Source organism: Pseudomonadota bacterium (genome assembly GCA_034189865.1).
GTDB lineage: Bacteria > Pseudomonadota > Gammaproteobacteria > UBA5335 > UBA5335 > JAXHTV01.
In genome coordinates this window covers 21,981-44,031 of record JAXHTV010000014.1, presented here as the reverse complement: position 1 = coordinate 44,031, position 22,051 = coordinate 21,981, and the positions used below count along the sequence as shown (strand labels likewise).

The 22,051-nt window shown below is 58.2% G+C and carries 17 protein-coding genes; 3 read left to right on the top strand and 14 right to left on the bottom strand.

The window, feature by feature from the left end; genetic code table 11:
- The first annotated feature begins 777 nt into the window (after positions 1 to 777).
- Complete coding sequence (locus tag SVU69_08410) at positions 778 to 2,598, top strand: long-chain-acyl-CoA synthetase (GenBank protein ID MDY6943022.1); 1,821 nt, start codon at positions 778 to 780, stop codon at positions 2,596 to 2,598.
- Between the two features lie 96 nt (positions 2,599 to 2,694).
- Here SVU69_08410 and SVU69_08405 read toward each other — a convergent pair whose 3' ends face one another.
- From SVU69_08405 to leuS, 14 genes are all read right to left on the bottom strand, one after another.
- On the bottom strand, positions 2,695 to 3,075 hold the full coding sequence (locus SVU69_08405) for a hypothetical protein (GenBank protein MDY6943021.1): 381 nt from the start codon (positions 3,073 to 3,075) through the stop codon (positions 2,695 to 2,697).
- Between the two features lie 403 nt (positions 3,076 to 3,478).
- Positions 3,479 to 4,450, bottom strand: coding sequence for an alpha/beta hydrolase (locus SVU69_08400; GenBank protein ID MDY6943020.1), 972 nt, complete (start codon positions 4,448 to 4,450; stop codon positions 3,479 to 3,481).
- A gap of 29 nt (positions 4,451 to 4,479) precedes the next feature.
- Positions 4,480 to 5,928, bottom strand: coding sequence for a metalloprotease TldD (tldD, locus tag SVU69_08395; protein ID MDY6943019.1), 1,449 nt, complete (start codon positions 5,926 to 5,928; stop codon positions 4,480 to 4,482).
- A 41-nt stretch (positions 5,929 to 5,969) separates the two neighbouring features.
- Positions 5,970 to 6,782, bottom strand: coding sequence for a carbon-nitrogen hydrolase family protein (locus tag SVU69_08390; GenBank protein ID MDY6943018.1), 813 nt, complete (start codon positions 6,780 to 6,782; stop codon positions 5,970 to 5,972).
- 179 nt (positions 6,783 to 6,961) lie between these two features.
- Positions 6,962 to 10,852, bottom strand: a complete 3,891-nt coding sequence (locus SVU69_08385) for a YhdP family protein (GenBank protein ID MDY6943017.1) — start codon at positions 10,850 to 10,852, stop codon at positions 6,962 to 6,964.
- A 40-nt stretch (positions 10,853 to 10,892) separates the two neighbouring features.
- On the bottom strand, positions 10,893 to 12,398 hold the full coding sequence (gene rng, locus SVU69_08380) for a ribonuclease G (GenBank protein ID MDY6943016.1): 1,506 nt from the start codon (positions 12,396 to 12,398) through the stop codon (positions 10,893 to 10,895).
- Positions 12,399 to 12,443: 45 nt separating this feature from the next.
- Positions 12,444 to 13,061, bottom strand: coding sequence for a Maf family protein (locus SVU69_08375; protein ID MDY6943015.1), 618 nt, complete (start codon positions 13,059 to 13,061; stop codon positions 12,444 to 12,446).
- Between the two features lie 69 nt (positions 13,062 to 13,130).
- Positions 13,131 to 13,601 carry a 23S rRNA (pseudouridine(1915)-N(3))-methyltransferase RlmH gene (gene rlmH, locus SVU69_08370; GenBank protein ID MDY6943014.1) on the bottom strand — a complete coding sequence of 157 codons (471 nt, stop codon included), beginning with the start codon at positions 13,599 to 13,601 and terminating at the stop codon, positions 13,131 to 13,133.
- A gap of 30 nt (positions 13,602 to 13,631) precedes the next feature.
- Positions 13,632 to 13,985: a ribosome silencing factor gene (gene rsfS, locus SVU69_08365; GenBank protein MDY6943013.1), complete on the bottom strand. Its 354-nt coding sequence runs from the start codon at positions 13,983 to 13,985 to the stop codon at positions 13,632 to 13,634.
- The gene (gene nadD / locus SVU69_08360; protein MDY6943012.1) at positions 13,975 to 14,619 is read right to left on the bottom strand and encodes a nicotinate-nucleotide adenylyltransferase; all 645 of its coding nucleotides are present in this window, start codon (positions 14,617 to 14,619) and stop codon (positions 13,975 to 13,977) included. The genes rsfS and nadD overlap by 11 nt, the downstream gene beginning before the upstream one ends.
- Positions 14,620 to 15,888 carry a glutamate-5-semialdehyde dehydrogenase gene (locus tag SVU69_08355; protein MDY6943011.1) on the bottom strand — a complete coding sequence of 423 codons (1,269 nt, stop codon included), beginning with the start codon at positions 15,886 to 15,888 and terminating at the stop codon, positions 14,620 to 14,622.
- Positions 15,889 to 15,965: 77 nt separating this feature from the next.
- Positions 15,966 to 17,006, bottom strand: a complete 1,041-nt coding sequence (holA, locus tag SVU69_08350; protein MDY6943010.1) for a DNA polymerase III subunit delta — start codon at positions 17,004 to 17,006, stop codon at positions 15,966 to 15,968.
- Entirely contained in the window at positions 16,987 to 17,526 is a 540-nt protein-coding gene (locus SVU69_08345) for a hypothetical protein (GenBank protein ID MDY6943009.1), read from the bottom strand. Before SVU69_08345 ends, holA begins: the two co-directional genes overlap by 20 nt.
- Positions 17,526 to 19,976, bottom strand: a complete 2,451-nt coding sequence (gene leuS / locus SVU69_08340) for a leucine--tRNA ligase (GenBank protein ID MDY6943008.1) — start codon at positions 19,974 to 19,976, stop codon at positions 17,526 to 17,528. Before leuS ends, SVU69_08345 begins: the two co-directional genes overlap by 1 nt.
- 150 nt (positions 19,977 to 20,126) lie before the next feature.
- Here leuS and SVU69_08335 point away from each other — a divergent pair, with 150 nt between their 5' ends.
- On the top strand, positions 20,127 to 20,666 hold the full coding sequence (locus SVU69_08335) for a zinc ribbon-containing protein (GenBank protein ID MDY6943007.1): 540 nt from the start codon (positions 20,127 to 20,129) through the stop codon (positions 20,664 to 20,666).
- Between the two features lie 68 nt (positions 20,667 to 20,734).
- Entirely contained in the window at positions 20,735 to 21,955 is a 1,221-nt protein-coding gene (locus SVU69_08330) for a class I SAM-dependent rRNA methyltransferase (protein ID MDY6943006.1), read from the top strand.
- Positions 21,956 to 22,051 lie beyond the last annotated feature (96 nt).

Genomic DNA, 22,051 nt, shown 5'->3' with positions numbered 1-22,051 from the left:
GGCAGAATGGGATGGGTATTCATTTGGTCTATGCCTTTCGCCTGATGCACGGCGGCGCCCGCCCGATTGTTGACCGATTCCCCGTTATACACTCACAAACCCCAGCAAAACTGATAAGGAGCGGGCGTCATTCGCTCTTTGCCTCTGCGTCCAGCCCCCAATGGCGTCGCTACGGCGACCGATCAAGCTGCAAGCCTAATTGGCGCCTTCCCCGCACCACCCGACAACGGTAAAGCTAGCGCACCATCTTAAGACAATTCCGTGACAAAGATACTGCACGGCGAAAAGAACGAGCAACCGGAGAAGGATATCGTCATTCTGCTGGTCTTTGACTGGTCGCTCAACAACAGGTATGTTTCTGCAGCGACCGTTCCTAACCCTTGGCCTCAGAGGAGCGGGCTACGGATACGCCCGATCGACCCTTGGTCGCATCAATCGGCACCACCGTGTGGTATGGGTGCAAGCCACCCGAACCTTAGGCCACCATCACCAGCCTGCTGGACCGGACGGCGTATCCGGGGCCATGCGCTATCCACTCGGAGCACAGCGAGTCGTTTCGGTCACGGCTTGCCCTGCCAGATCCGAGCATTGCGGCATGAAGCAGGCGGTGAACAAACACTGGCCCACTGCTGAGTCATTCGGTGATTGCCGAACAATCAAAGCAAAGACTCTGATAGCACCAGTGCGGATTCCGACGTTCCGGGGAATCAGTTTGGACAAAATGGTTTTCCCGCGATGGTTATTGTTTAACGACTGTAATTTGAGGAACTCTTAGGGATGAGCAGCGATACGATACATCTCCGTCACGTCTTAGGCCGCGTACCTCGGCTGATCGGCCGGGTACCCTCCTTCATCAAAGCGGGCCGGGTTCTCAATCCGATTAAGAACAATCATTCGCTGGGTGCCGTCATCGAAAATGCGGCGCAAAACTATCCCGACAACCCAGCCATGTTCTATCTGGATCGGCGAGTTACCTATCGGGAATTCAACGAAGCCGCCAATCAGGTCGCGCACTTCCTCATCCAGCAAGGCGTGAAAAAAGGCGATGTGGTTGCGTTGATGGTCGAAAATCGCCCCGAGTTCCTGATTCATGCGGTGGGGATCGCCAAAGTAGGCGCCATCGCCGCGCTGCTGAATACCTCGCAGACCGGCAAGGTACTCACGCATAGCATCAACCTCGTCAAGCCGGTGATGGCCATTATCGGCGAGGAATTGATCCACGCCATCGATGAAGTGCGGTCCGATTTGGAGCTCGCTGGCGATCGGTTCTTTTTTGTCGCCGATGCCGACACCAGCAAAACGTTCGGAGAAGCCCCCGCCGATTATGGCAACTTGCCTGAGTTGGCGAGCCGATTGCCGAAAACCAACCCCGAGACCACCAAAACGGTGGAGAAAGAAGACAAACTCTTCTACATCTACACGTCCGGCACCACCGGTATGCCCAAGGCCTCGATCACCAATCATCTGCGGTGGCTGGCTGCCCATGCCGGTTTTGGTCATGTGATTTCGGGAATGCGCTCTGACGACATCTTCTATCTCACGCTGCCCCTCTATCACGCCACCGGCCTACTGGTTTGTTGGGGCGCCATCGTTGCCGGCCCCGCCGCCGTGGTCATTCGCCGGAGATTCAGCGCCAGCGAATTCTGGCGTGATATTCATCATTACCGCTGCACCGGCTTCGGCTACGTCGGCGAACTGTGTCGTTATCTGCTCAATCGCCCACCTCAGGATGACGATCCGGACAATCCGGTCCGTATGATGATCGGCAATGGCCTGAGGCCCACAATCTGGAAGGAATTCCGACGTCGTTTCGACATCGAGAACATTTACGAATTTTATGCCTCCAGCGAAGGCAACGTCGCCTTCATGAACATCTTCAACCTGGACAACACCATCGGCTTCGGCGGCGGTAACATCGCGCTGATCAAGTACGACAAAGACCTGGAGCAACCGGTGCGAGGCGCCGACGGCTTCATGGTTCCGGCCGCCAAAGGCGAACCGGGTCTGCTTTTGGGCAAAGTCACCAAAGCAACGCCATTTGTCGGCTATACCCAGAAAGAGAAAACCGAAGCCGCGCTGCTACGAAATGTCTTCAAAGAAGGAGATGTTTACTTCAACACCGGAGATTTGGTTCGCGATATCGGCTGCCGTCATTTCCAGTTCGTGGACCGGACGGGTGACACCTTCCGATGGAAGGGTGAGAACGTTTCCACGACTGAGGTGGAAAGCATCATCGGGACCTATCCGCATCTCGCCGAAGCGGTGGTCTACGGTGTGCAAATACCGAATACGGATGGCCGCGCCGGCATGGCAGCGCTCACGCCCGGCGATGGTGTGACCGAGCTGGACTTCAAAGCACTTTGGGAGTATCTCCACCAAGAACTCCCTCACTACGCCATGCCGATTTTTCTGCGCTTGCGGGAGAGTATGGATACCACCGGAACGTTCAAATACAAAAAAGCGGACTTGAAGAAAGAAGCCTTCAATCCCGATAAAATCAGCGATCCGATCTACGTGTGGTTACCCGGAACCCATGAATACGTGGAATTGACCCACGATATCTACCACGCCATTGAGAACGGCGAATACCGTTACTAGCCACCGGTTCACCAGCCCCAAAAAAAGGCCTGCCCCGTTCGGGGCAGGTCTTCCATCAAGCTTCTGAATTTAGCCCAGATTGCCTGACGTTCTTTTTTAGTCGATGGCGACCGATACGGTGGGCACCAACGGACCCCAGTACGGAATCATCTGCAAGCCCGCAACCACGTCAGCCAGCTTGGAGTTGACGATGCCGACCGCGGCCGAACGCTTGGAATCCACACCGCTGGGAAGACCCGGCGCATAACCACTAACCAAACCGGCCACCGCACTAAGAACAGCCGGATCGGCCTTTGCAGAAAACACTTCAAAGGCAAAAGGTACGGCGTAATCAACGGCGCCGACAGTAATAGTGTATCCCTGGCCATGGATGGCGCTCAATTCGGCATTGCTCATCGGGGCCAATTCGGCCTGCGCGCTCAGGGGCAGTAAAGCAACAGCGGCGCCCATGGCAGCAGTCTTCATCAGTTTCTTCATTTCAAATAATCTCCGTGTACAGTCTATGTGTCAGTAGTATTTAGGAACACGATTTAGGTTGAGTCACGGGAATACAGCACCGCGATTGAGTCAGATCGCTTGGGTGGTCGCTGTATTCAACCCGGCCAAACTGAAGCAGGAAATATGCCACCGCAAAAATAACGACCTAAGCATCTGTTTTTACTGACTGGGAAATACACATCGAGAGGGGAAACAGCAGGGAGCCGACGATAAGTTGACGCTGCCGGTCAACTCCTTCGGTCAGAATGTGACTCGACGGGTCACATTCTGAAACGACGCCCGTGGAAAAAACGAAAAAACCCATGATAAAACGCCTGCCAGACCCAACAGCCACCTCAGACGGAGCCACAAGACGGGGCAGCATCACTGAATCTATCGCGGGTTAGGCTTCATGATCATAGGGAGGCGGAACAACATCGGGCCGGTCTTGGATGACCATGTGGGAACAACCGTCCGGCTGCACGACCTGCAAAACGGGTTCGGCGCGGGTCGCACTTTCGATCATATGTCGTCGGCTGAGAATCAGATCTCGGTGACCGACGGCAATCAAACCGCGGCTCAAGCTCTGATAAACCCTCGCATCGGTCCGCTTCATCCAATCGACGATGTTGCGGACATTGGTTACCACGGTGCGAGCCCTTCGTGGATTGCGCCACAGACGCGAGGCGAAATCCAACTTCGCCAGCCGACACCTCGGGGGACCAAATATCACCCGCCCGATCAGAGCCATCGGCAAACGGCGCATCACCGGCATCAGCGCCGGCATCAGCCACAAGCCCACGGAATTGGTGCCGGCCGCCAGGGAATAGTGGATCCGTCCGCCTGGGAGCACAGGCGCTTCCAACACGTATTCCATCGCCCGAGAACCGTCGCGGTGAAGATCCGGTCGCTGCAAGGCGGCTTCCAGCACCACTGCCCCGCCCCGAGAGTGGCCGTGTATGCGAACTTGCGCAGAGCTCACCAAATGCTCCAAAGCCCGGTTCACGATTTCCGCATCGTATTCGATGGTTCCCACCGGCTGGTCACCCATCGAACCCCATGCCGGCTCCTGGATCGCCGGTGACTCAATGGGCAGGTGATAGTCGGCGTTGTTGTAAAGGATCAGCTCGATGTCCGGGTCATCATATTGCTCGGCGAAATACCAAATCTCTTCCAAAAAACCGGGCACGGCGATGACACTGCAACGCGGCCTCTGGCGAGCTCGCCGAACGGCCAAGTAAGCCGCACCAACGCGATAGACTTCACCGTCGAAGGATCGGGCATAGGGACGCGTGGTTTCACGGTCTAGCTGAACAACACGCAAAACAGCCGCTGTACCGATGACCAAAGCCAGCAAGATCAACGTTTGCAACATTGTTACTTCCTTGTTTTATCTTCCCGACTTTACGTTTTCTGGGTGCCGCCGACCGTGAGTCCATCCACCCGTAAGGTCGGTTGACCGACGCCGACCGGTACGCTCTGACCATCTTTGCCACAGGTCCCCACACCCTCGTCCAGCGCCAAATCGTTTCCGACCATACTCACCCGCGTGAGCACATCGGGACCATGGCCAATGAGGGTGGCGCCTTTGACGGGCCGACCAATTTTTCCGTTCTCGATCAGGTAGGCCTCATTGGCGGAAAAGACGAATTTTCCGGAGGTGATATCAACCTGCCCACCTCCGAAATTGGCCGCATATAGGCCGTGGGACACCGATTCGATAATTTCCTGCGGGTCGTGGGGACCCGCCAACATGTAGGTGTTGGTCATTCTCGGCAGGGGCAAATGGGCGAACGACTCCCGGCGACCGTTTCCCGTGGGTTCCATCCCCATCAAGGCCGCATTGTGCTTGTCCTGCATGTACGTTCGCAGGATACCGTCCTCGATCAGCATGGTGGATTGCGTGGGAACGCCTTCGTCATCCACGTTCAGCGATCCTCGCCGCCCCGGCAAGGTGCCATCGTCGACAATGCTGCAAAGGGGTGAGGCCACCCGTTCACCCAAACGACCGGAAAATGCCGAGGTTCCCTTACGATTGAAGTCACCTTCCAGCCCGTGGCCGATGGCTTCGTGCAATAGCACCCCCGGCCAACCCGAACCCAACACCACGGTCATTTGCCCGGCGGGCGCTTCGTCGGCTTCCAGACTTACCAGCGCTTGCCGGACCGCTTCTCGGGCGAACGCTTCACCCGCCCCTCGGGCGAGGAGTTGATCGTAACCCGATCGCCCGCCGCCGCCCGCGCTACCCCGCTCACGGCGGCCGTTCGACTCCACGATCACGCTGACGTTCAAACGCACCAGCGGCCGAACATCGCCGCTGAAGGTTCCGTCGCTGGCTACCACCAGCACCGTATCGTGGACCCCGCTGAGGCTGACGATGACCTGTTTAACACGCGAATCCAGCGACCGTGCGAACCGATCGATGTCCTGTAGCAACGCCACTTTGGACTGGGAATCCATGGAGGTCAGCGGATCGACCGGGCCGTAGAGCTCCAGGCTTCGAGACGTCGCCCGAGCACAGACGGAGCCGGTTTGGCCTTGATGAACGATGGCACGCGCTGCCTTGGATGCTTGCTCCAAGGCCGAAAGATCGATTTCATCCGAATAGGCGAAACCAATTTTCTCCCCGCTAATGGCGCGGACCCCCACGCCCTGGCTGACATCGTAACTGGCATCTTTGACGATGCCGTCTTCCAAAACCCATGCTTCATGACGGTTCAGTTGAAAATACAGATCCGCCGAATCGACTCCTCGGCTCACCAACAGACCAAGAACCCGTTCCAGCTGGCGGGCACCTAAATCGTTGGGCTGAAGTAATCGCTGGCTGGCAATTTCAAGACTGGACTGGCTCATGAATATCTCACCGTCTTAATCTGCGCGTTCAGGCACTTGGCTTATCCAAGACGCCGATGGCTTAAAGCAGGGAAACGTCGACGCAATGCGTCGACATGTTCGGCAGAAACTTCCGCACAAACAACTCCGCTGCCACGGGGAAGTCGATCGAGCACCGTCCCCCAGGGGTCGATGATCATGCTGTGGCCATATGTCTCACGACCGTTCACGTGGTAGCCGCCTTGGGCGGCCGCAACCAAGTACGCAAGGTTTTCAATTGCGCGTGCCCGGGTCAGAATTTCCCAATGAGCGCGCCCGGTTACCTGCGTAAAGGCGGCCGGAACCGCAAACACCTGGGCACCTTGTTCAGCCGCCTGGCGAAACAATTCCGGGAATCGCAAATCGTAACAAACGGCGAGCCCCATGCGACCCACGGGCGTATCCAAGACCACCACCTCCCCGCCCGGATGCAGGGTAGCGGACTCCCGATAACGCTCCTGACTATCGTCGATATCGACATCAAATAGGTGGATTTTGTCGAAGCGAGCCACTCGCCTGCCGTTTGAATCGAAAACCAAACATGCCGGTGCCACTTTGCCGGGCACCTCCGTACGAAGCGGAATCGTGCCACCGACAATCCACAAGCCTTCACGGGCCGCTGCGCGGCTCAAAGCACGTTGTATGGGACCATCCCCATCGGCTTCCGCAACGTCCAGTTTGTCGGCCTCTTTGAGCCCCATGAAGGCGAAGTTCTCCGGCAGCACGGCCAGCACCGCTCCCGACTCACGCGCCACTGCAAGCAATCGGTCTGCCTCCAGTAGATTCGCTTGCAGGTTCGGCCCCGACGCCATTTGGAGGGCGGCAACCCGAGGCATTGCATTCTCCTATTTTTAGGACCACACGAGGTGGCAAAGCGTAGTTATCCCGGCGCGATTGAACTCTCGCAAACCCTTATCTTGGTGAACATCATGCGAAAATCGTTAAGCAACAAATATGCCCATGATGCAAAGTACCACCATTCGACCGGATTTTCCTAACCGGAGTCACGGGTCAGCTACGACGCATCAGGGAGGTTAAACGGTCCTTCGATACGCTCCAATATCGGATCACGCCAGTCGCCTGTTAGCTGATAGCGAATTTCCACCATGTCACCAACGGGCCACCGCACCAATTGTTGCCCTAAGAGCATCGCGGCCCCCACCAGCGGTCCACCCGCAACCGTTCCAGCTACCGCCGAGGCCAACGCGAGACTGGCGGACAAACTGGGTTGAACCAAGATCTCCTGATCAAAGGTCAGGTCAACCAAATGTGTTTTTCCGGTAATCGCCACGTCGGCGGCCGGTCCTTCCAGTTTGAGCGATTCCATGACCAGCTCCTGGTCACGAATCTGGAACTCACCATGGATATTCGAAAACGGCATGCTGGGTCGGAATACATCGCCGAAATCGCGATAGAGACGGCGGGGAATGGTATATAAGCTGAATAGGCCTAAAAACATACTGGCCCGTAAATCGGCTTCCTGCACATATAGGTATCCGTCCTTCGCGTCGATTTGTATCTCGCCACCGACGTTTCTTCCAGACACCACCCAAGGCGCCCCCAGCCACCGCAGATTGGCCGTCATGGTAAAGGACGCTGCATCCAACACGCCGGGATAACCCAGATGCCGAGTGGCGCGACGCGGGTCATCACTGGTTGTACTGATCGTCAACTGAGTCGATTCGCCGGCCTCTTCATGGATCCACTGGCCAGCCGCGTCGGTATTTAATTTCGTTCCACGAATGGCCAACCGCTCGATCTCGATGCCCTTCTCGACGGGACGAATATCCAACGCCATTTCGCCCAACGGCAAATCCATAATATTCAGATCGTCGCAGCGAAGCTGGATCGGCGGGAGCACACGGGGATCAAAACTCGGACCGGCGACCATACCGACACCCGATTGCTTCGGCGGCCCACTGGAAACCCAGGATAAATTCAATCGGTCAAGATCGATCCGCCACGGCTCACCCCCCTGATCCGGCGGCAGAACCACCCGACCATTCATGAGCGGTGAAACAATTTCAAGTACCGCAGCCCGGTCCTGCTGGCCAAGTTTAAGCCTGACGCCTTCTTGCGGCGGCCCGATACCGTCCAACCGATCGATGCGGACATCCATCCACGCCAGCCACGACGGCCAACGGATCGAACTCGGTTCGATATCTGACTCGAACACGTTCATCCATTCCGTAACGGAGAACTGCGGAATACGACCGCGTATGGAAACACCCTCGGCGGTTCCGTCAGTCACCGCGGGTTCTCCCAACGCAACATCACCGCCGGCCAAGCGCCATTTACCCGTGTTGCGCACCAGCCGCAAGTCCCCGGCCACTTGGGTGCCATAGTCAAACGCGACCGTTTGCGTCTCGCCTAGATGGCGACCTTCGATGCGAAAAGCCCGGACATCATCCGCTGGTTTGGCCAGGTAGCGGGGCCAGGCCACATCAAAACCGACCAAATCCGAGGTCGCGAGCCACTGAACACCACCGGCCGGCCAAATGTCCAGCTGTCCCTGCCAATCCGTTTCACCCAAGACGAGCTGTGGATTCAGCCCCGGAACGTGACGACGAAGGGTTTCGGCAGCCACCCGTCCGCGTGCCGAAACGCGGGTCGGCCAAACGCCCTCGGTTCGAAGATTGCGATCAATGGGTTGCACATCGATCTCCACCGGAACCCCATCCAGGCTCGCGGTGATTCGGTCGGCGTCGAATCGCTGCTCAGTGAACAATAAACGCCCCGTCACATCCGCCAGGCTCAAATTCCACGCAGGTTTGTCGAAACGAGCGCCTCGCCAATCGACACGACCTTTCACCGCCACATCGCTGACCTTTTTCAAAGGCATGTCCAATCGCAAGGTCACCTCGGTCGAGCCTTTACCGTCCAGTCCTGTCAGGAGTTCTTTGACGGATCGACCGATCGGCGAGGCGCGCAGAAAACGCAAAGCCTCGCTGTTGTCACCTGACGCTTGGCCCTCCGCCACCAACACGGCATTTTTTAAATTTTCGATTTCGACCCGCGCTTGGTTGATGGACAGATTATTGACATCGGCCCGGTGCACGTCGATGTTCAAGCCGGGGCCCTGAAAGCGGAGAATGCCATCGATTTGGTTGAACAATGGCCAGTCTGGATGGACCTCCAAGGCGCCGTTTTCAATACCGGCTTCCACCCGGAATTCACCCTCGCCGTTCCGGAACGGAAACCGGGACATGTCGCCCCGCAACACCATCTCGCCGCTCACGATTTGCCCGTCCAAAATGGCCTGCTGTAACCATTTCCTGGTCCGCGGTGGCAGTCCACGTTGGGGCAGATAACGCGAGACACTGGCACCGTTGCCATTTTGAAATTGCGCTTCGATATCCAACACTGGACGGCGGCCGCTGACCAACTCGGCGGTAAACCGTCCCGCCGTATCCAAATCGCTGTTGGCAAGCCGCGGAATCTCGGCCTCGATATGCCAACCGCGCTCCAGGGGGCGAAACGCAAGAGCGGCATCGACGATCAGACTCGGCCAAGGTTCGGTAAACAGGTGGGGGTAATAGAAATCCACATTCTCGCCGAGGAGACGGGCGCGCCCACGCCCCGCATCAAATTCCACCATGCCGCTGAGGTTGTCAGCGCCCGGAATTCGACCGGACGCATTCCAGCCTGCGTTGGCAAAACGTGCACTCACGCGAACCCCCTGCCACGGGGTATCTCCAACGGGCTGATAAACCAGCTTAAGGTCGGAAAAATCACCGACAGGGGCAAACGCCCGTATGGCATCGGTGGGCAAAGTGACACGGTACTTCGTACCGCTGGGGACACAGTCCGCCAGCCGCAACAGGTCTTGCAAGCGGAAAAATTGCGCATCGACGGTTAGTCGGGGCGGTCCGGATCCCTGGGACCATTCCACGCGCAGGTGATCGTTGGTCCAACCATCCCCGTTCAACGCCACGTCGATGTTCCGGCCGCTCAACGCCCAGCCGTCACGTGTGGGGCTCCACACAAACCCACCCTTGAAGTGATCGATCTCCGCCGCAGGAAGCGACCCCACGGCCGGCAAGGCCACTTCGGCCGCATCAAGGCGCACGGCGAGCCGGTCAAGCCGAGGGCCGTTCCAGGCCCCTTCAATGTCCAGATCAAACCGGCTCTGGCTAAGATCAAAAGCCTCTCCGACCAGACGCCTGAGATATTGACCCGGGCGGGCCTGAGCGAACGCGGCGGAAAAAGACCCCGACCACTCAGTGGGCGTCTCCAGATCACCAACGGCCTTGACCTGCAATGACAGGTCCTGCCCCAGCATGCCGGCCAATCCGCTGCTGATGGTCAGCGAGTGGCGCTGCCCCGTTGTTCTCAGTGCCATGTCCAAGCCACTGAAATGTTGTTCCGAGCCGGGATAGTCGTTCAGCCGCAGATGCACGGTGCTGTTTCGGAACGAAATGGAACCCATGGTTCGGAGAATGGAAGTCACCGACGACCAAACGGCGATCCCATCCGGCATTTGGGCAGTACCTGCGGGGTTGAGCGGTATACCTTCGAACAGCCACTGACCTTCAGCAGTCCGTTCCAATTCGATGTCCGCACCGACAACGGCCAAACTTTGCGGCAGTACCGTGCGGTCCACGATCAGATCAAACAGGCTGAAGCCCACGGCGACCCGCCCGACGATCAACTCCTCCCCCTCGGTCGGCTGCTGCAAGGTGACGTCCCAAAGCGCCACCTCGGGACCCAGGCGGTGCCAGCTCAAACTCATGCCTCCGATGGTCACCGGGACACCGATGTTCTCACCCAACCAGGCTTCCACGTGCGTTCGGTAATGGGGCGCCTGGGTCGAAAGATAGTGAAAACCCGCCACGGCGAGAGCGAACAGCAACAACCCGCCGCTACACACCAAGGGCACCAGATGCTTCAGCCGCAACAAGCGCATGACGTTTCCAGGCCCTGATGAGAAGACGGGAGGTTTCGGATCATGACATCAACACGACATCGAACTGCTCGTTGTGATAGGGCGTCTGGCTTTGCACCCGAATCGGACATCCGATGCTATGTTCCAGTTCCGCCAGTCTGGCAGGGTGATCTTCCAGCAACCGGCAAACAACATCGCTTGACGCCATGACCAATAGCTCCTGGGGTTCAAGCTGGTGCGCCACCCGTAAAATCTCGCGGAGAATCTCAAAGCAGACGGTCTCGACCGATTTGGTGTACCCTCGCCCGCCACACTCGCTGCAGGGGCCGCACAGGATTTGCCCCAGGCTCTCACGTGTGCGCTTGCGGGTCATTTCCACTAAACCCAAGGGCGACATGTCGTAAATCTTGGTTTTGGCCGGATCTTTTTCCACGGCGCCCTCAAACACCCTCAAAACTTTTCGCCGATGATCCGGATCTTTCATGTCGATAAAATCGACGATAATGATTCCGCCAATATTTCTAACCCGGAGCTGCCTCGCAATGGCCTGGGCCGCTTCCAGGTTGGTTTTAAATATGGTCTCCTCCAAATTCCGATAGCCCACGTAGCCGCCGGTGTTGACGTCCACGGTGGTCATGGATTCGGTCTGATCGATGACCAGATACCCCCCCGACTTGAGCGGAACTTTTCGATCCAGGGCCCGTTGAATTTCATCTTCGACGCCGAACAGGTCGAATATCGGCCGCTCGCCGGTATAGAGCTCAATCGTGGAGGTGTATTCGGACAAAAACGCATCGACGAAAGTGCCCACCTGTCGATAGGTGTCGACCGAATCGATATAAATTCGTTCCACCTCGGCACTCAGCAGATCACGCAGTGTCCGCAGGACCAGCGGTAAATCGTCGTGGATACGGGCACCGCTCGGCGTTTCACGATAGCTCTGTTGGACGGCTTGCCAAATCCGGTTGAGGAGGACCATATCGCGAAAAATGGCATGCTCGTCCGCGCCCTCGCCCGCGGTGCGGACGATATAACCACCTAAGAGCTCTTCCGTGCGGTGTCTCATCACCAACTCTTTCAAGCGCTGACGTTCCTGCTCGCCATCGATTCGGGCCGACACGCCCACGTGGTCGGACTCCGGTATAAACACCAAATAGCGGGAGGGAATGCTGATGCGGGTGGTCAGCCGGGCGCCTTTGTTACCGATGGCATCTTTACTGACTTGGACCAGGATATCTTGGCCTTCGCGAATTAAATCTTCGATCTTTTCGCAGCGCTCGGCGGCGGGATGAGGGAAATCCGATGCGATATCCAACTCCTCGCTTGTCGGCCAGCGGTCGGCTTCCTGCATGTCCGACACGTGCAGAAACGCGCTGCGTTCCATGCCGATATCGACGAATGCCGCCTGCATGCCCGGCAATACCCTTAGAACTTTGCCCTTATAGAGGCTGCCGACGATCCCGTGGTGGTCGCTGCGCTCAATAAACACCTCTTGTAACAAGCCGTTCTCAACCAGCGCGACGCGACTCTCCTCCGGTGTCACGTTGATTAAAATCTCAGTGCTCATGGGTTCGCCCGTCTCCTGGCAACGCGGTTGTTCTGACTTGACCGATCACGTTCGATTGCGTATTTCACCGACGACCAGCGACGAGCTCGCCAGCCCGAAGTCAGACAAGAGCTCGCAGGTCTCCATTAAAGGCAAACCGGTCACCCCGGAAAAACTACCTTCCAACCGAGCGACAAATACCGCGCCCAATCCCTGGATCGCGTAAGCTCCGGCCTTGTCTGCAGGCTCCCCGGTACACCAATAAGCCGCGGCCTCCTCAGCCGACAGGGTTCGAAAAAGCACGCGGCTGACATTCACTCGGCATTCGGTTCGGTGACCATCGGTGAGTGCCGCCGCGCTGAAAACCTGATGCCAGCGGTCTGACAAACGGGCCAGCATCGTCAACGCATCATGCCGGTCCTTCGGCTTTCCGAGAATGTCGCCATCGATGACTACCGCGGTGTCCGCGCCTAAAACCACAGACCCAGGATCATTAACCGCGGCGGCGCCTGCCAGTGCTTTCGCTTGGGCCAGGCGACGAACATACATCTCCGGCGGCTCGTCTATATGGGGCGTTTCATCAACCGGTGCCAACACGCGCTCAAAGGCAACACCGATTTGCGTCAACAGCGCTTGGCGTCGTGGTGAACTGGAGGCGAGGTAGAGTTGATTTTGGTTTTTCATTCAGCCTTCCGGATCAAGCGCCCCATTCCTTTGACGCATTCCCTTTTGACGGCAGGCCACGACTTGGGGCTATGCTCGATGGTAAGGGTGGCCTTCAAGCACGGTCCATGCCCGATACAGTTGTTCCGCAACGATGATCCGAACCAAACCATGAGGCAGTGTCGACGAAGACAATGACCAGGCTGCTTCCGCTCGCTGACGGCATATGTCAGCCAAGCCATCCGGACCCCCAATCAACAAAGCGACATCCCGACCGTCATTGAACCAATCGGCCAATCGGCGGGAAAGTTTGACCGTCGTCCACCCGTCTCCACGCTCATCCAACGCGATGATCCGACTGCCCTCGGGAACCCGCGCCAACAGGCGTTGCCCCTCGTCGGCCTTGGCCCGCCCGGAATCGGGGTTGCGACCGCGGCGCGCCAACGGAATCTGGATAAGTTCCACGCGGCATGCCGGCGGCATCCGCCGCTGGAACTCCAAGAAGCCTTCTTCGACCCACGACGGTTGGCGTGAGCTGACGGCCAGAATATGAATTTTCATCTCAAAGGCGGTGGCACAATGGGTGAAACGTCACGATTCGATGCCGGAAGCCTTATCGGTGGAGGACAAATCCCACAATTTCTCCAGATTGTAAAAACTGCGAACTTCCGGTCGCATGATGTGCACGACGATGTCGCCTAAATCCACCAGCACCCAATCACCCACATCAGCGCCTTCTACACCGAAAGGTTGAATATTGTGCTCTTTGGCACGTCGAATCACGTTCTGCGCAAGGGATTTTACGTGTCGATGAGAAGTTCCGCTAACGATCACCATACCGTCCATGATGCTGGTTTGTCCGCGGACATCAATGACCTTGATGTCGACTCCCTTGATGTCCTCAAGCGCGTCGACCACCAATCGTCTGAGGTCTTCAAATTGCATCAGATTTATACATTTCCTCCGTCAAGATGATGTTCCAAACCTCGTCTGGAACCAAATATCGGGCGCTTCGACCCGACGCGATGAGAGACCGAATCTGCGTGGCGGATATCGCCAACGGCGTCCCATCCCAACAGTAAACACAGCCGGCCGGCCGCTCGCACAACTCTCGTCCATCCCTTGTCAGTTGATCCGCCATAACGGCGCCCAATTCACCCGGTAGAGTCAAAGACGTGCCTGGCCGCCCCATAACAATGATATGGGCTAATTCCAGTAGTTTTTCCCAGCGATGCCATTTAGGCAAGCCGAGAAAGGCATCGGTTCCCAAAATCAGGCAAAGCGGCTGATCCCCGGCCTCCGCCCGCATCGCCGCCAAAGTATCCACCGTGTAGGATGGCCCCGGCCGCGACAGCTCACGGGTATCGAGCACGAATCCCGGCTGATTGCGAATCGCGCTCGAGATTAGACGCGCGCGGCTTGCCCCATCCAAGCGGGGCAACGGGCGGTGCGGTGGCTGTTTGGCCGGCACAAATCTCAGCTCGGCGAGATCGAGCGTCTCCAAAAGCTCGAGGGCTGAACGCAGATGTCCGACGTGAATCGGATCGAAGGTTCCGCCTAAAACGCCGATCGGCCGCATCTACTGGCGCACATGGCCGTCGCCCAGCACAATCCATTTCTGCGAGGTCAGCCCTTCCAAACCCACGGGGCCACGCGCATGAAATTTATCTGTGCTGATGCCGATTTCCGCACCCAGTCCGTACTCGAAGCCGTCCGCGAACCGGGTTGACGCATTCACCATCACAGAGCTGGAATCGACTTCGCGAAGAAACCGTTGAGCACAGCTCAGATCTTGCGTGACGATCGCATCGGTATGTCCGGAACCGTAACGCCCGATGTGATCGATGGCCATATCAAGGCCGTCCACCACCCGTATCGCCAAAATCGGTCCGAGGTATTCGGTGAACCAATCCTCCTCCGTGGCCGGACGGCATTCGGGAATCAGACGCCGGGTGACATCACAACCCCGAAGCTCCACGCCCCGATCGAGATACATCTGTCCCAAACGGGGCAAGACGTCTTCCGCGATTTTGGCGGCGACCAGCAGGGTTTCACAGGTGTTGCAAGTACCATACCGCTGAGTCTTGGCATTGAATGCCACCGCCACCGCTTTCTCCGGGTCCGCGTCGGCGTCGATGTAGACGTGGCACACACCATCGAGATGCTTGATGACCGGCACTCGGGCTTCACGGCTGATGCGCTCGATCAACCCGCGTCCGCCCCTCGGAATAATGACATCCACCGACTCCGGCATGGCTATTAGATGGCTGACCGCGGCTCGATCGGTGGTCTCAAGCACCTGCACCGCCTGGACAGGCAAGTCGGCCGCCGCCAAGCCCCGTTGGATGCAGGCCGCGATGGCTTGATTGGAGAGACAGGCTTCCGATCCGCCTCGAAGAATGGTGGCATTCCCGGATTTCAGGCAGAGCGCGGCGGCATCGGCCGTCACGTTGGGGCGCGACTCGTAGATGATCCCGATAACCCCGAGGGGGACCCGCATCCGCCCCACCTGAATGCCCGACGGACGAAATCGCATGTCGGTCACCGCACCGACCGGATCGGGCAGGTCCGCGATTTGCCGCACACCCAGCGCCATCGCCGCCACGCTCTTGGGTGTCAATTCCAGACGATCGAGTAGTGCAGAGCTGAGCCCCGACTCGCTGGCCGTATCCAAATCTCGCCCATTGGCCGCCAGGATGGATTCCTGATCATTCTCAATCGCCTCAGCGATCGCCAATAGTGCCTTATTCTTAGCCGAGGTGTCGGCCGCCGCGATCACGCGGGCGGCACGGCGGGCCTGCTGTCCCAGCTTGGCCATATACTCGGCAACATTGGAAATATCGTTCATCAAGTTCACGCGTGTTGTCAGTATTGTTTGACCGTCATGGTTCTACGAACGGTCTTGCCTTTATGGCGAGCAGGCGGTTAGATCCGCCCAATCGCCACGGCTCGAGCGGGCGTTTGCGCCCCGGCCAAAGCCGAAACCAAGTTTACCACCTCGATCCAAACCGATCCGGGTGTTACGCCTTTGGCGACGCGGTCCGCCCGGGCGGCCAAGGCCAACAAACACTCCCAATCGAGCGTCCGATGACGCCGCAGGGCCTTCGCCAGCAATGCCTTTCGCCGCGGCTGCACCCCAAGCTGTCCCCACGCCTGATCGGACAGGACTCCACCATCCGCCCGCGCTGAGGCACGGACCATCACCCGTAACTCCCGCGTGAGCCCCCAGAGGATCAACGGCGGCTCGACGCCCTCCTCCCGCAACGCCGCCAACATCCGCATGGCCGGTCGGACCTGCCCAGACAACGCGGCATCCACCAGTTCGAACAATGAATATCTCGCGCTGTCGCCCACAGCAGCCAATACGGTTTGGGCATCCACCTCCGGACCCGAGCAGAGCAAAGCCAGCTTGGTGACTTCCTGCCGCGCGGCCAGAAGATTGCCTTCCGTTCGCTCCACCAACAAACCCAAAGCTTCCGGGGTCGGCCGCAACCCTGCTCGCGCCAGCCGGGCGTTAATCCAGCCAGGAAACCGGCGCTCGTCCAACGGCCAGGCCTGAACGGCAACGCCCGCCGCTTCCAGCGCTTTATACCATTTGCTCCGACGGGCGGCGGCATCCAGAGCGCCGCAGATCACCAGCAAAACAGTGTCATCCGGCAGATGATCCGCATAGGCCAGTAATGCTTTGGCGCCGGCATCTCCGGGCTTGCCGGTGGGCAAGCGCAATTCCAGCAACCGTTGTTCTCCGAACAACGACATGGTGGCCGCCTGGGCGCCCAGAATCGACCAATCAAAACCGGGTTCCGCGAATAAGACCTGTCGTTCGGTATATCCCCTCTCTCGCGCCGTGCGGCGAACGCTGTCGGCCGCCTCTTCAATCAACAGTGGCTCGTCACCGCCCAGAACGACCACCGGTGGCAAGCCCCGCGCGAGTTGCCCGTCCAGCTTATCGGGCGAAATCGGCATCGGCTTGCTCCAAAGCCCGCAGGCGACGAATCACCGTCCGGGCCATATCGACCCGGAGCGTATCGACCAATTCGAGTACCCGCCATTCATTCGATAACTCGTTTTGCGGATCAACGATATAAACCCGTCGCAACACCAAATTTTGAGCCGGCAGAACGGTTTCACCGTGCCGCGAGACCCGAAATGCGGCACGCATCAACACGCCGTACTCCTGAGCCTTGCCGTTCAAGCCAACCGATACCAGTTCCTGCTCCCACCGGTCCTGCAAAATCTCCAAAACGACATCCGCATCCGCAGTGCTGTCTACCACCGTAACCTGAGTTGCCTTCAGTTGCCGGACGATCTCGTAGCCCAGCAAACGCTGGTCGGTCATTGATCGAACTTGAATGCTCTCGATCGAAGCGGGCAGCGCACTTTGGCCTTGCAATTGCCAACCGCAGCCGGCAACCCAAAGGGCACTGACGATGGCTGCCCACCGGACGATGGCGCGATGGTAAAAAAAAGCCCGCTCTATCGCCATCAAACGACAACGTTCACCAGCTTACCCGGCACGACAATCACTTTTTTGACCGGCTGATCTTCGATAAACCGAATGACATTTTCATCCGCCAGAGCGGCCGCCTGGATCGCCTCCCGATCGGCATCTGCCGAGACCTCGATGCGAGCTCGCAAGCGGCCGTTGACCTGCACCACGATCTCGATTTCATCCCGCACCAGCGCGGTCTCGTCCACCGCAGGCCAGGACTCGTCGATCACCGGACCATGATGACCCAATTGAAACCACAGCTGATGGGCGATGTGGGGCACGATGGGCGACAACATTCGGATGCAGGCTTCCAGCGCCTCGCGCATCACCGCCCGGCCCTGCGGACTGGGATCGTTGAAACGTCCCAGGGCATTGCTGAGCTCCATGATCGCCGCAATCGCCGTGTTGAATGTATACCGGCGGCCGACATCATCACTCACTTTGGCGATGGTCTCGTGGGTTTGCCGGCGCATCGCTTTCTGCGTGGCATCCAGGCTATCCGGTTCCAGCGCGGCCACGGATCCACCGTCCACGTGGTCATGGACCAAACGCCAAAATCGCTTGAGGAAGCGGAAACTGCCTTCCACCGCGCTGTCGGACCATTCCAGGCTTTGTTCCGGCGGCGCCGCGAACATGGTGAACAAACGCACCGTGTCGGCTCCAAAACGCTGAATCAGCGCCTCAGGATCCACGGTGTTGCCTTTGGACTTTGACATTTTGGCCCCGTCTTTCAGCACCATGCCCTGAGTTAACAAGTTGGTGAACGGTTCATCGGCCGAGCTCAGTCCCACATCGCGCATCAGTTTTTGGAAGAAGCGGGCATACAACAAGTGCAAAATCGCGTGTTCGACGCCGCCAACGTATTGGTCTACGGGCAGCCAGAAATCGGCCCGTTCATCCAGCATCGCCTGATCGTTATCGGGACAGGCGTAGCGCGCGAAATACCAGGAGGATTCGAAGAACGTATCGAAGGTATCGGTCTCCCGCCGCGCCGCTCCGCGGCACCCCGGGCAAGGTACTTGGAAAAACGTAGGCATCTGATGCAAGGGCGAAGTGCCGCCCGTCAGCGTCACGTCCCGCGGCAACTCCACCGGCAACTGATCGTCAGGAACCGGCATGGTGCCACACCGATCGCAATAAATGACGGGGATAGGCGTTCCCCAGTATCGCTGCCGTGAAATGCCCCAATCGCGCAGGCGATAGTTGACCCGCTGACGTCCCCGGCCGGCCGCCTCGAGATGAGCCGCGATCGCCCGAATCGCATCGGCGGAGGAAAGCCCGGAAAACTCTCCGGAATCCACGAGTTTGCCACGATCCGTGTAAGCGCCGGCGGTCAAATCCACCACTTCGCCCGAGCGGGGTTCGATCACTTGGCGAATGGCCAATCCGTGACGGTGGGCGAATTCCCAGTCGCGTTGATCATGCGCCGGTACCGACATCACTGCGCCAGTGCCGTAGCCCATCAGCACGAAATTTGCGACCCAAATGGGAACCGGCTCACCGGTGATGGGGTGAATCGCATTCAAGCCAAGGGGTCGACCGTCCTTCTCTAGCTTCTCAATCGCCGCTTCCGAGACACTGCTGTGAGAGCATGCTTCCACAAACGCGGCCACCTCGGGGCTCTGCGCTGCTTGGGCCAGTGCCAAAGGATGTTCCGGCGCCAAAGCAAGATAGGTGACGCCCATCAGCGTGTCGGCCCGGGTGGTGTAGACCGTGACGTGGTCATCGCGCCCTTCCACGGCGAATTCGAGCTCTACCCCTTCCGAGCGACCGATCCAGTTTCGCTGCATGGTTCTGACCGCGTCGGGCCAGCCATCCAAGGCATCCAGATCATCCAGCAATTCATCGGCGTAATCGGTGATCTTCAAGAACCACTGGGGAATTTCCCGCCGTTCCACCAAGGCACCGGAACGCCAACCTCGGCCGTCGATCACTTGCTCATTCGCTAACACCGTTTGATCGACCGGGTCCCAATTCACCGTGGCGTTTTTTCGATAGACCAACCCCCGGTCCAATAAACGGAGAAACAGCCACTGTTCCCACCGATAATAGCTGGGCTCACAGGTGGCCAACTCGCGGCTCCAATCGTAACCGAAGCCCAAGCGGCGCAACTGGTCTCGCATGTAGTCGATATTTTCACGGGTCCACTGGGCCGGTGGCACGCCATGCTTGATGGCTGCGTTTTCGGCAGGTAGACCAAAGGCATCCCAACCCATGGGTTGTAAGACGTTCTTCCCCAACATCCGTTGGTAACGGGCAATCACATCGCCGATGGTGTAATTTCGGACGTGGCCCATGTGCAACCGACCACTGGGGTACGGAAACATAGACAAGCAGTAAAACTTGCTGCGGCTGGCATCTTCCGTAACTGCAAAGCTGTCATGTTCCGCCCAGTAGCGCTGCGCATCCGTTTCGACTTGGAGAGGCTGATATTCTTGGTCCATGAGGGGTGACAAATCCGGGAAGTTTCATCGGGTGGATGAGAAAGCGGGAAGCATACCGTAGCCGCCGTGAACCGCTCAACAAAGCATCGAGGCAGTGGATATTCACGCTTCGAATTGAAATAATCCGTACTTCCGAGATGGAGAATCGCTATGGGCCAAGACGACCAAACGCCGCCGAACAAGGCAGCTTCTCTCACGGAACGCCTGGAGCAAGCGTACGAAACCATGCTTGAGCGGGTCCGTCACACCTTGGATGAGCTGGATGACAAGCTCACCCCGCGCTTGACCCACGCCCTAAAAGCCGCCAGGGAGCGGGCGGAGGAACTCGGTGAACTTAGCCGAGAAGAATCAGAACTGATCGCCGATTACGTTCAGCGCGACGTGGAAGATGCGGGTGAATATTTCGCTCGCACGGGCGGCGACATCCGCGATTGGCTGAAATTCGATTTGGAGCTGGTCGAAGATCGTCTCTTGGAATGGCTGATGAAAGCGGCCGACCAAACCGACCTGGAATTGCTTTCGCTTCAAGAACAAGCCGAACGGACGCGCTACTACCACACCGGAGAAATCACCGGGCCGGGGACGCTGGCCTGCAGCGCTTGCGGACAAACCCTGCGTTTTCAGAAAGCCGGACACATCCCGCCTTGCCCCAAGTGCCACGGCCAGGAGTTTCTCAGGGCCCGAAAATAAGGCTTAGCATTTCCGCTATCGTCTCGTCTCCGAGCCATAGCTCGCCCCGATCCCGCCAAGGCATTTGTATGACCCTATCGGATATGACCGCATCCCCCGATCCCCAGTCGCTTGCGCCGCTCTGGTTGAAAAAGCGCGAAGAAAAACGGCTGCGTGCCGGCCACCTGTGGATCTACAGTAACGAAGTCGATACCGCCCGCTCGCCGCTGTCGGACCTCACGGCCGGTCAGCTGGTTCAGGTCCGGGCGTCAAACGGCCAAAGTTTGGGCACGGCCTATGCCAACCCGCACTCGTTGATCTGCGCGCGACTCCTGTGCCGCGATGATATCCGGCGGCCGAATCGGGCATTTTTCCTGGACCGCCTACAGACCGCCCTGTCGCTGCGGGAGCGGTTTTATTCCTCGCCGTATTACCGACTCGTCTATGGGGAATCTGACGGCCTTCCAGGCTTGGTGGTCGACCGTTACGGTGACTATTTGGTGGTTCAGCTGACCACTGCTGGCTCGGAGCACCTAAAAGAACCCATCCTGGAAGCACTCGGACAACTGCTTGAGCCACGCGGGATGGTGTTACGGAACGACAGCCCACTTCGGCAAATGGAAGGACTCGACAGCTACGTCGAAACGATCGGTAGTGTTCCAGATGAAATCGAGGTTTTAGAAGGGAACAACCGCTTTCTCATCACCCCACGCACCGGTCAGAAAACCGGATGGTTCTTCGACCAAGCCGCAACCCGTTCACGCTTGGCACCTTATGTCCGAAACGCCACGGTACTGGACATGTTTTCCTACGTCGGCGCCTGGGGCATTGCCGCAAAACGACACGGGGCAACAGAAGTCACTTGTGTCGACAGCTCCAAGACAGCGATTTCGCAGCTGGAAACCAATGCCAACGCCAACGGCCTCTCGATCGAAACTCAGGTAGGCAACGCATTCGACGTGCTGAAACAGCATCGCCAGGAACGCCGCCTATTCGACGTGGTGATCCTCGATCCGCCGGCATTCATCAAACGGCGAAAGGATCTCAAAGCCGGCATGGAAGCCTACCGCCGACTGAATCAGCACGCATTGCAAGTCATCAAACCCGGTGGCTTTTTGTGGACTGGCTCTTGTTCCTATCATATGGCAACCGAGGAACTGTTGAGCTTGGTGCAAGCTGCGGCGCGTCATGTGGATCGCTCGCTGCAACTGATCGAGCAGGGCGGTCAGGCCCCCGATCATCCCATTCATCCGGCGATCCGCGAAACGGCTTACTTGAAGATGTTCGCGTTTCGCGTGTTGCGCGCCTGAGCCGATTTCCCCTTGGCATCGGCAGCTCCGTGACAACCGACAAACTCCCGAGGCGCCGCTGCCCCTCTTCGCCGCCTCGATGTTCGTGATACGCTG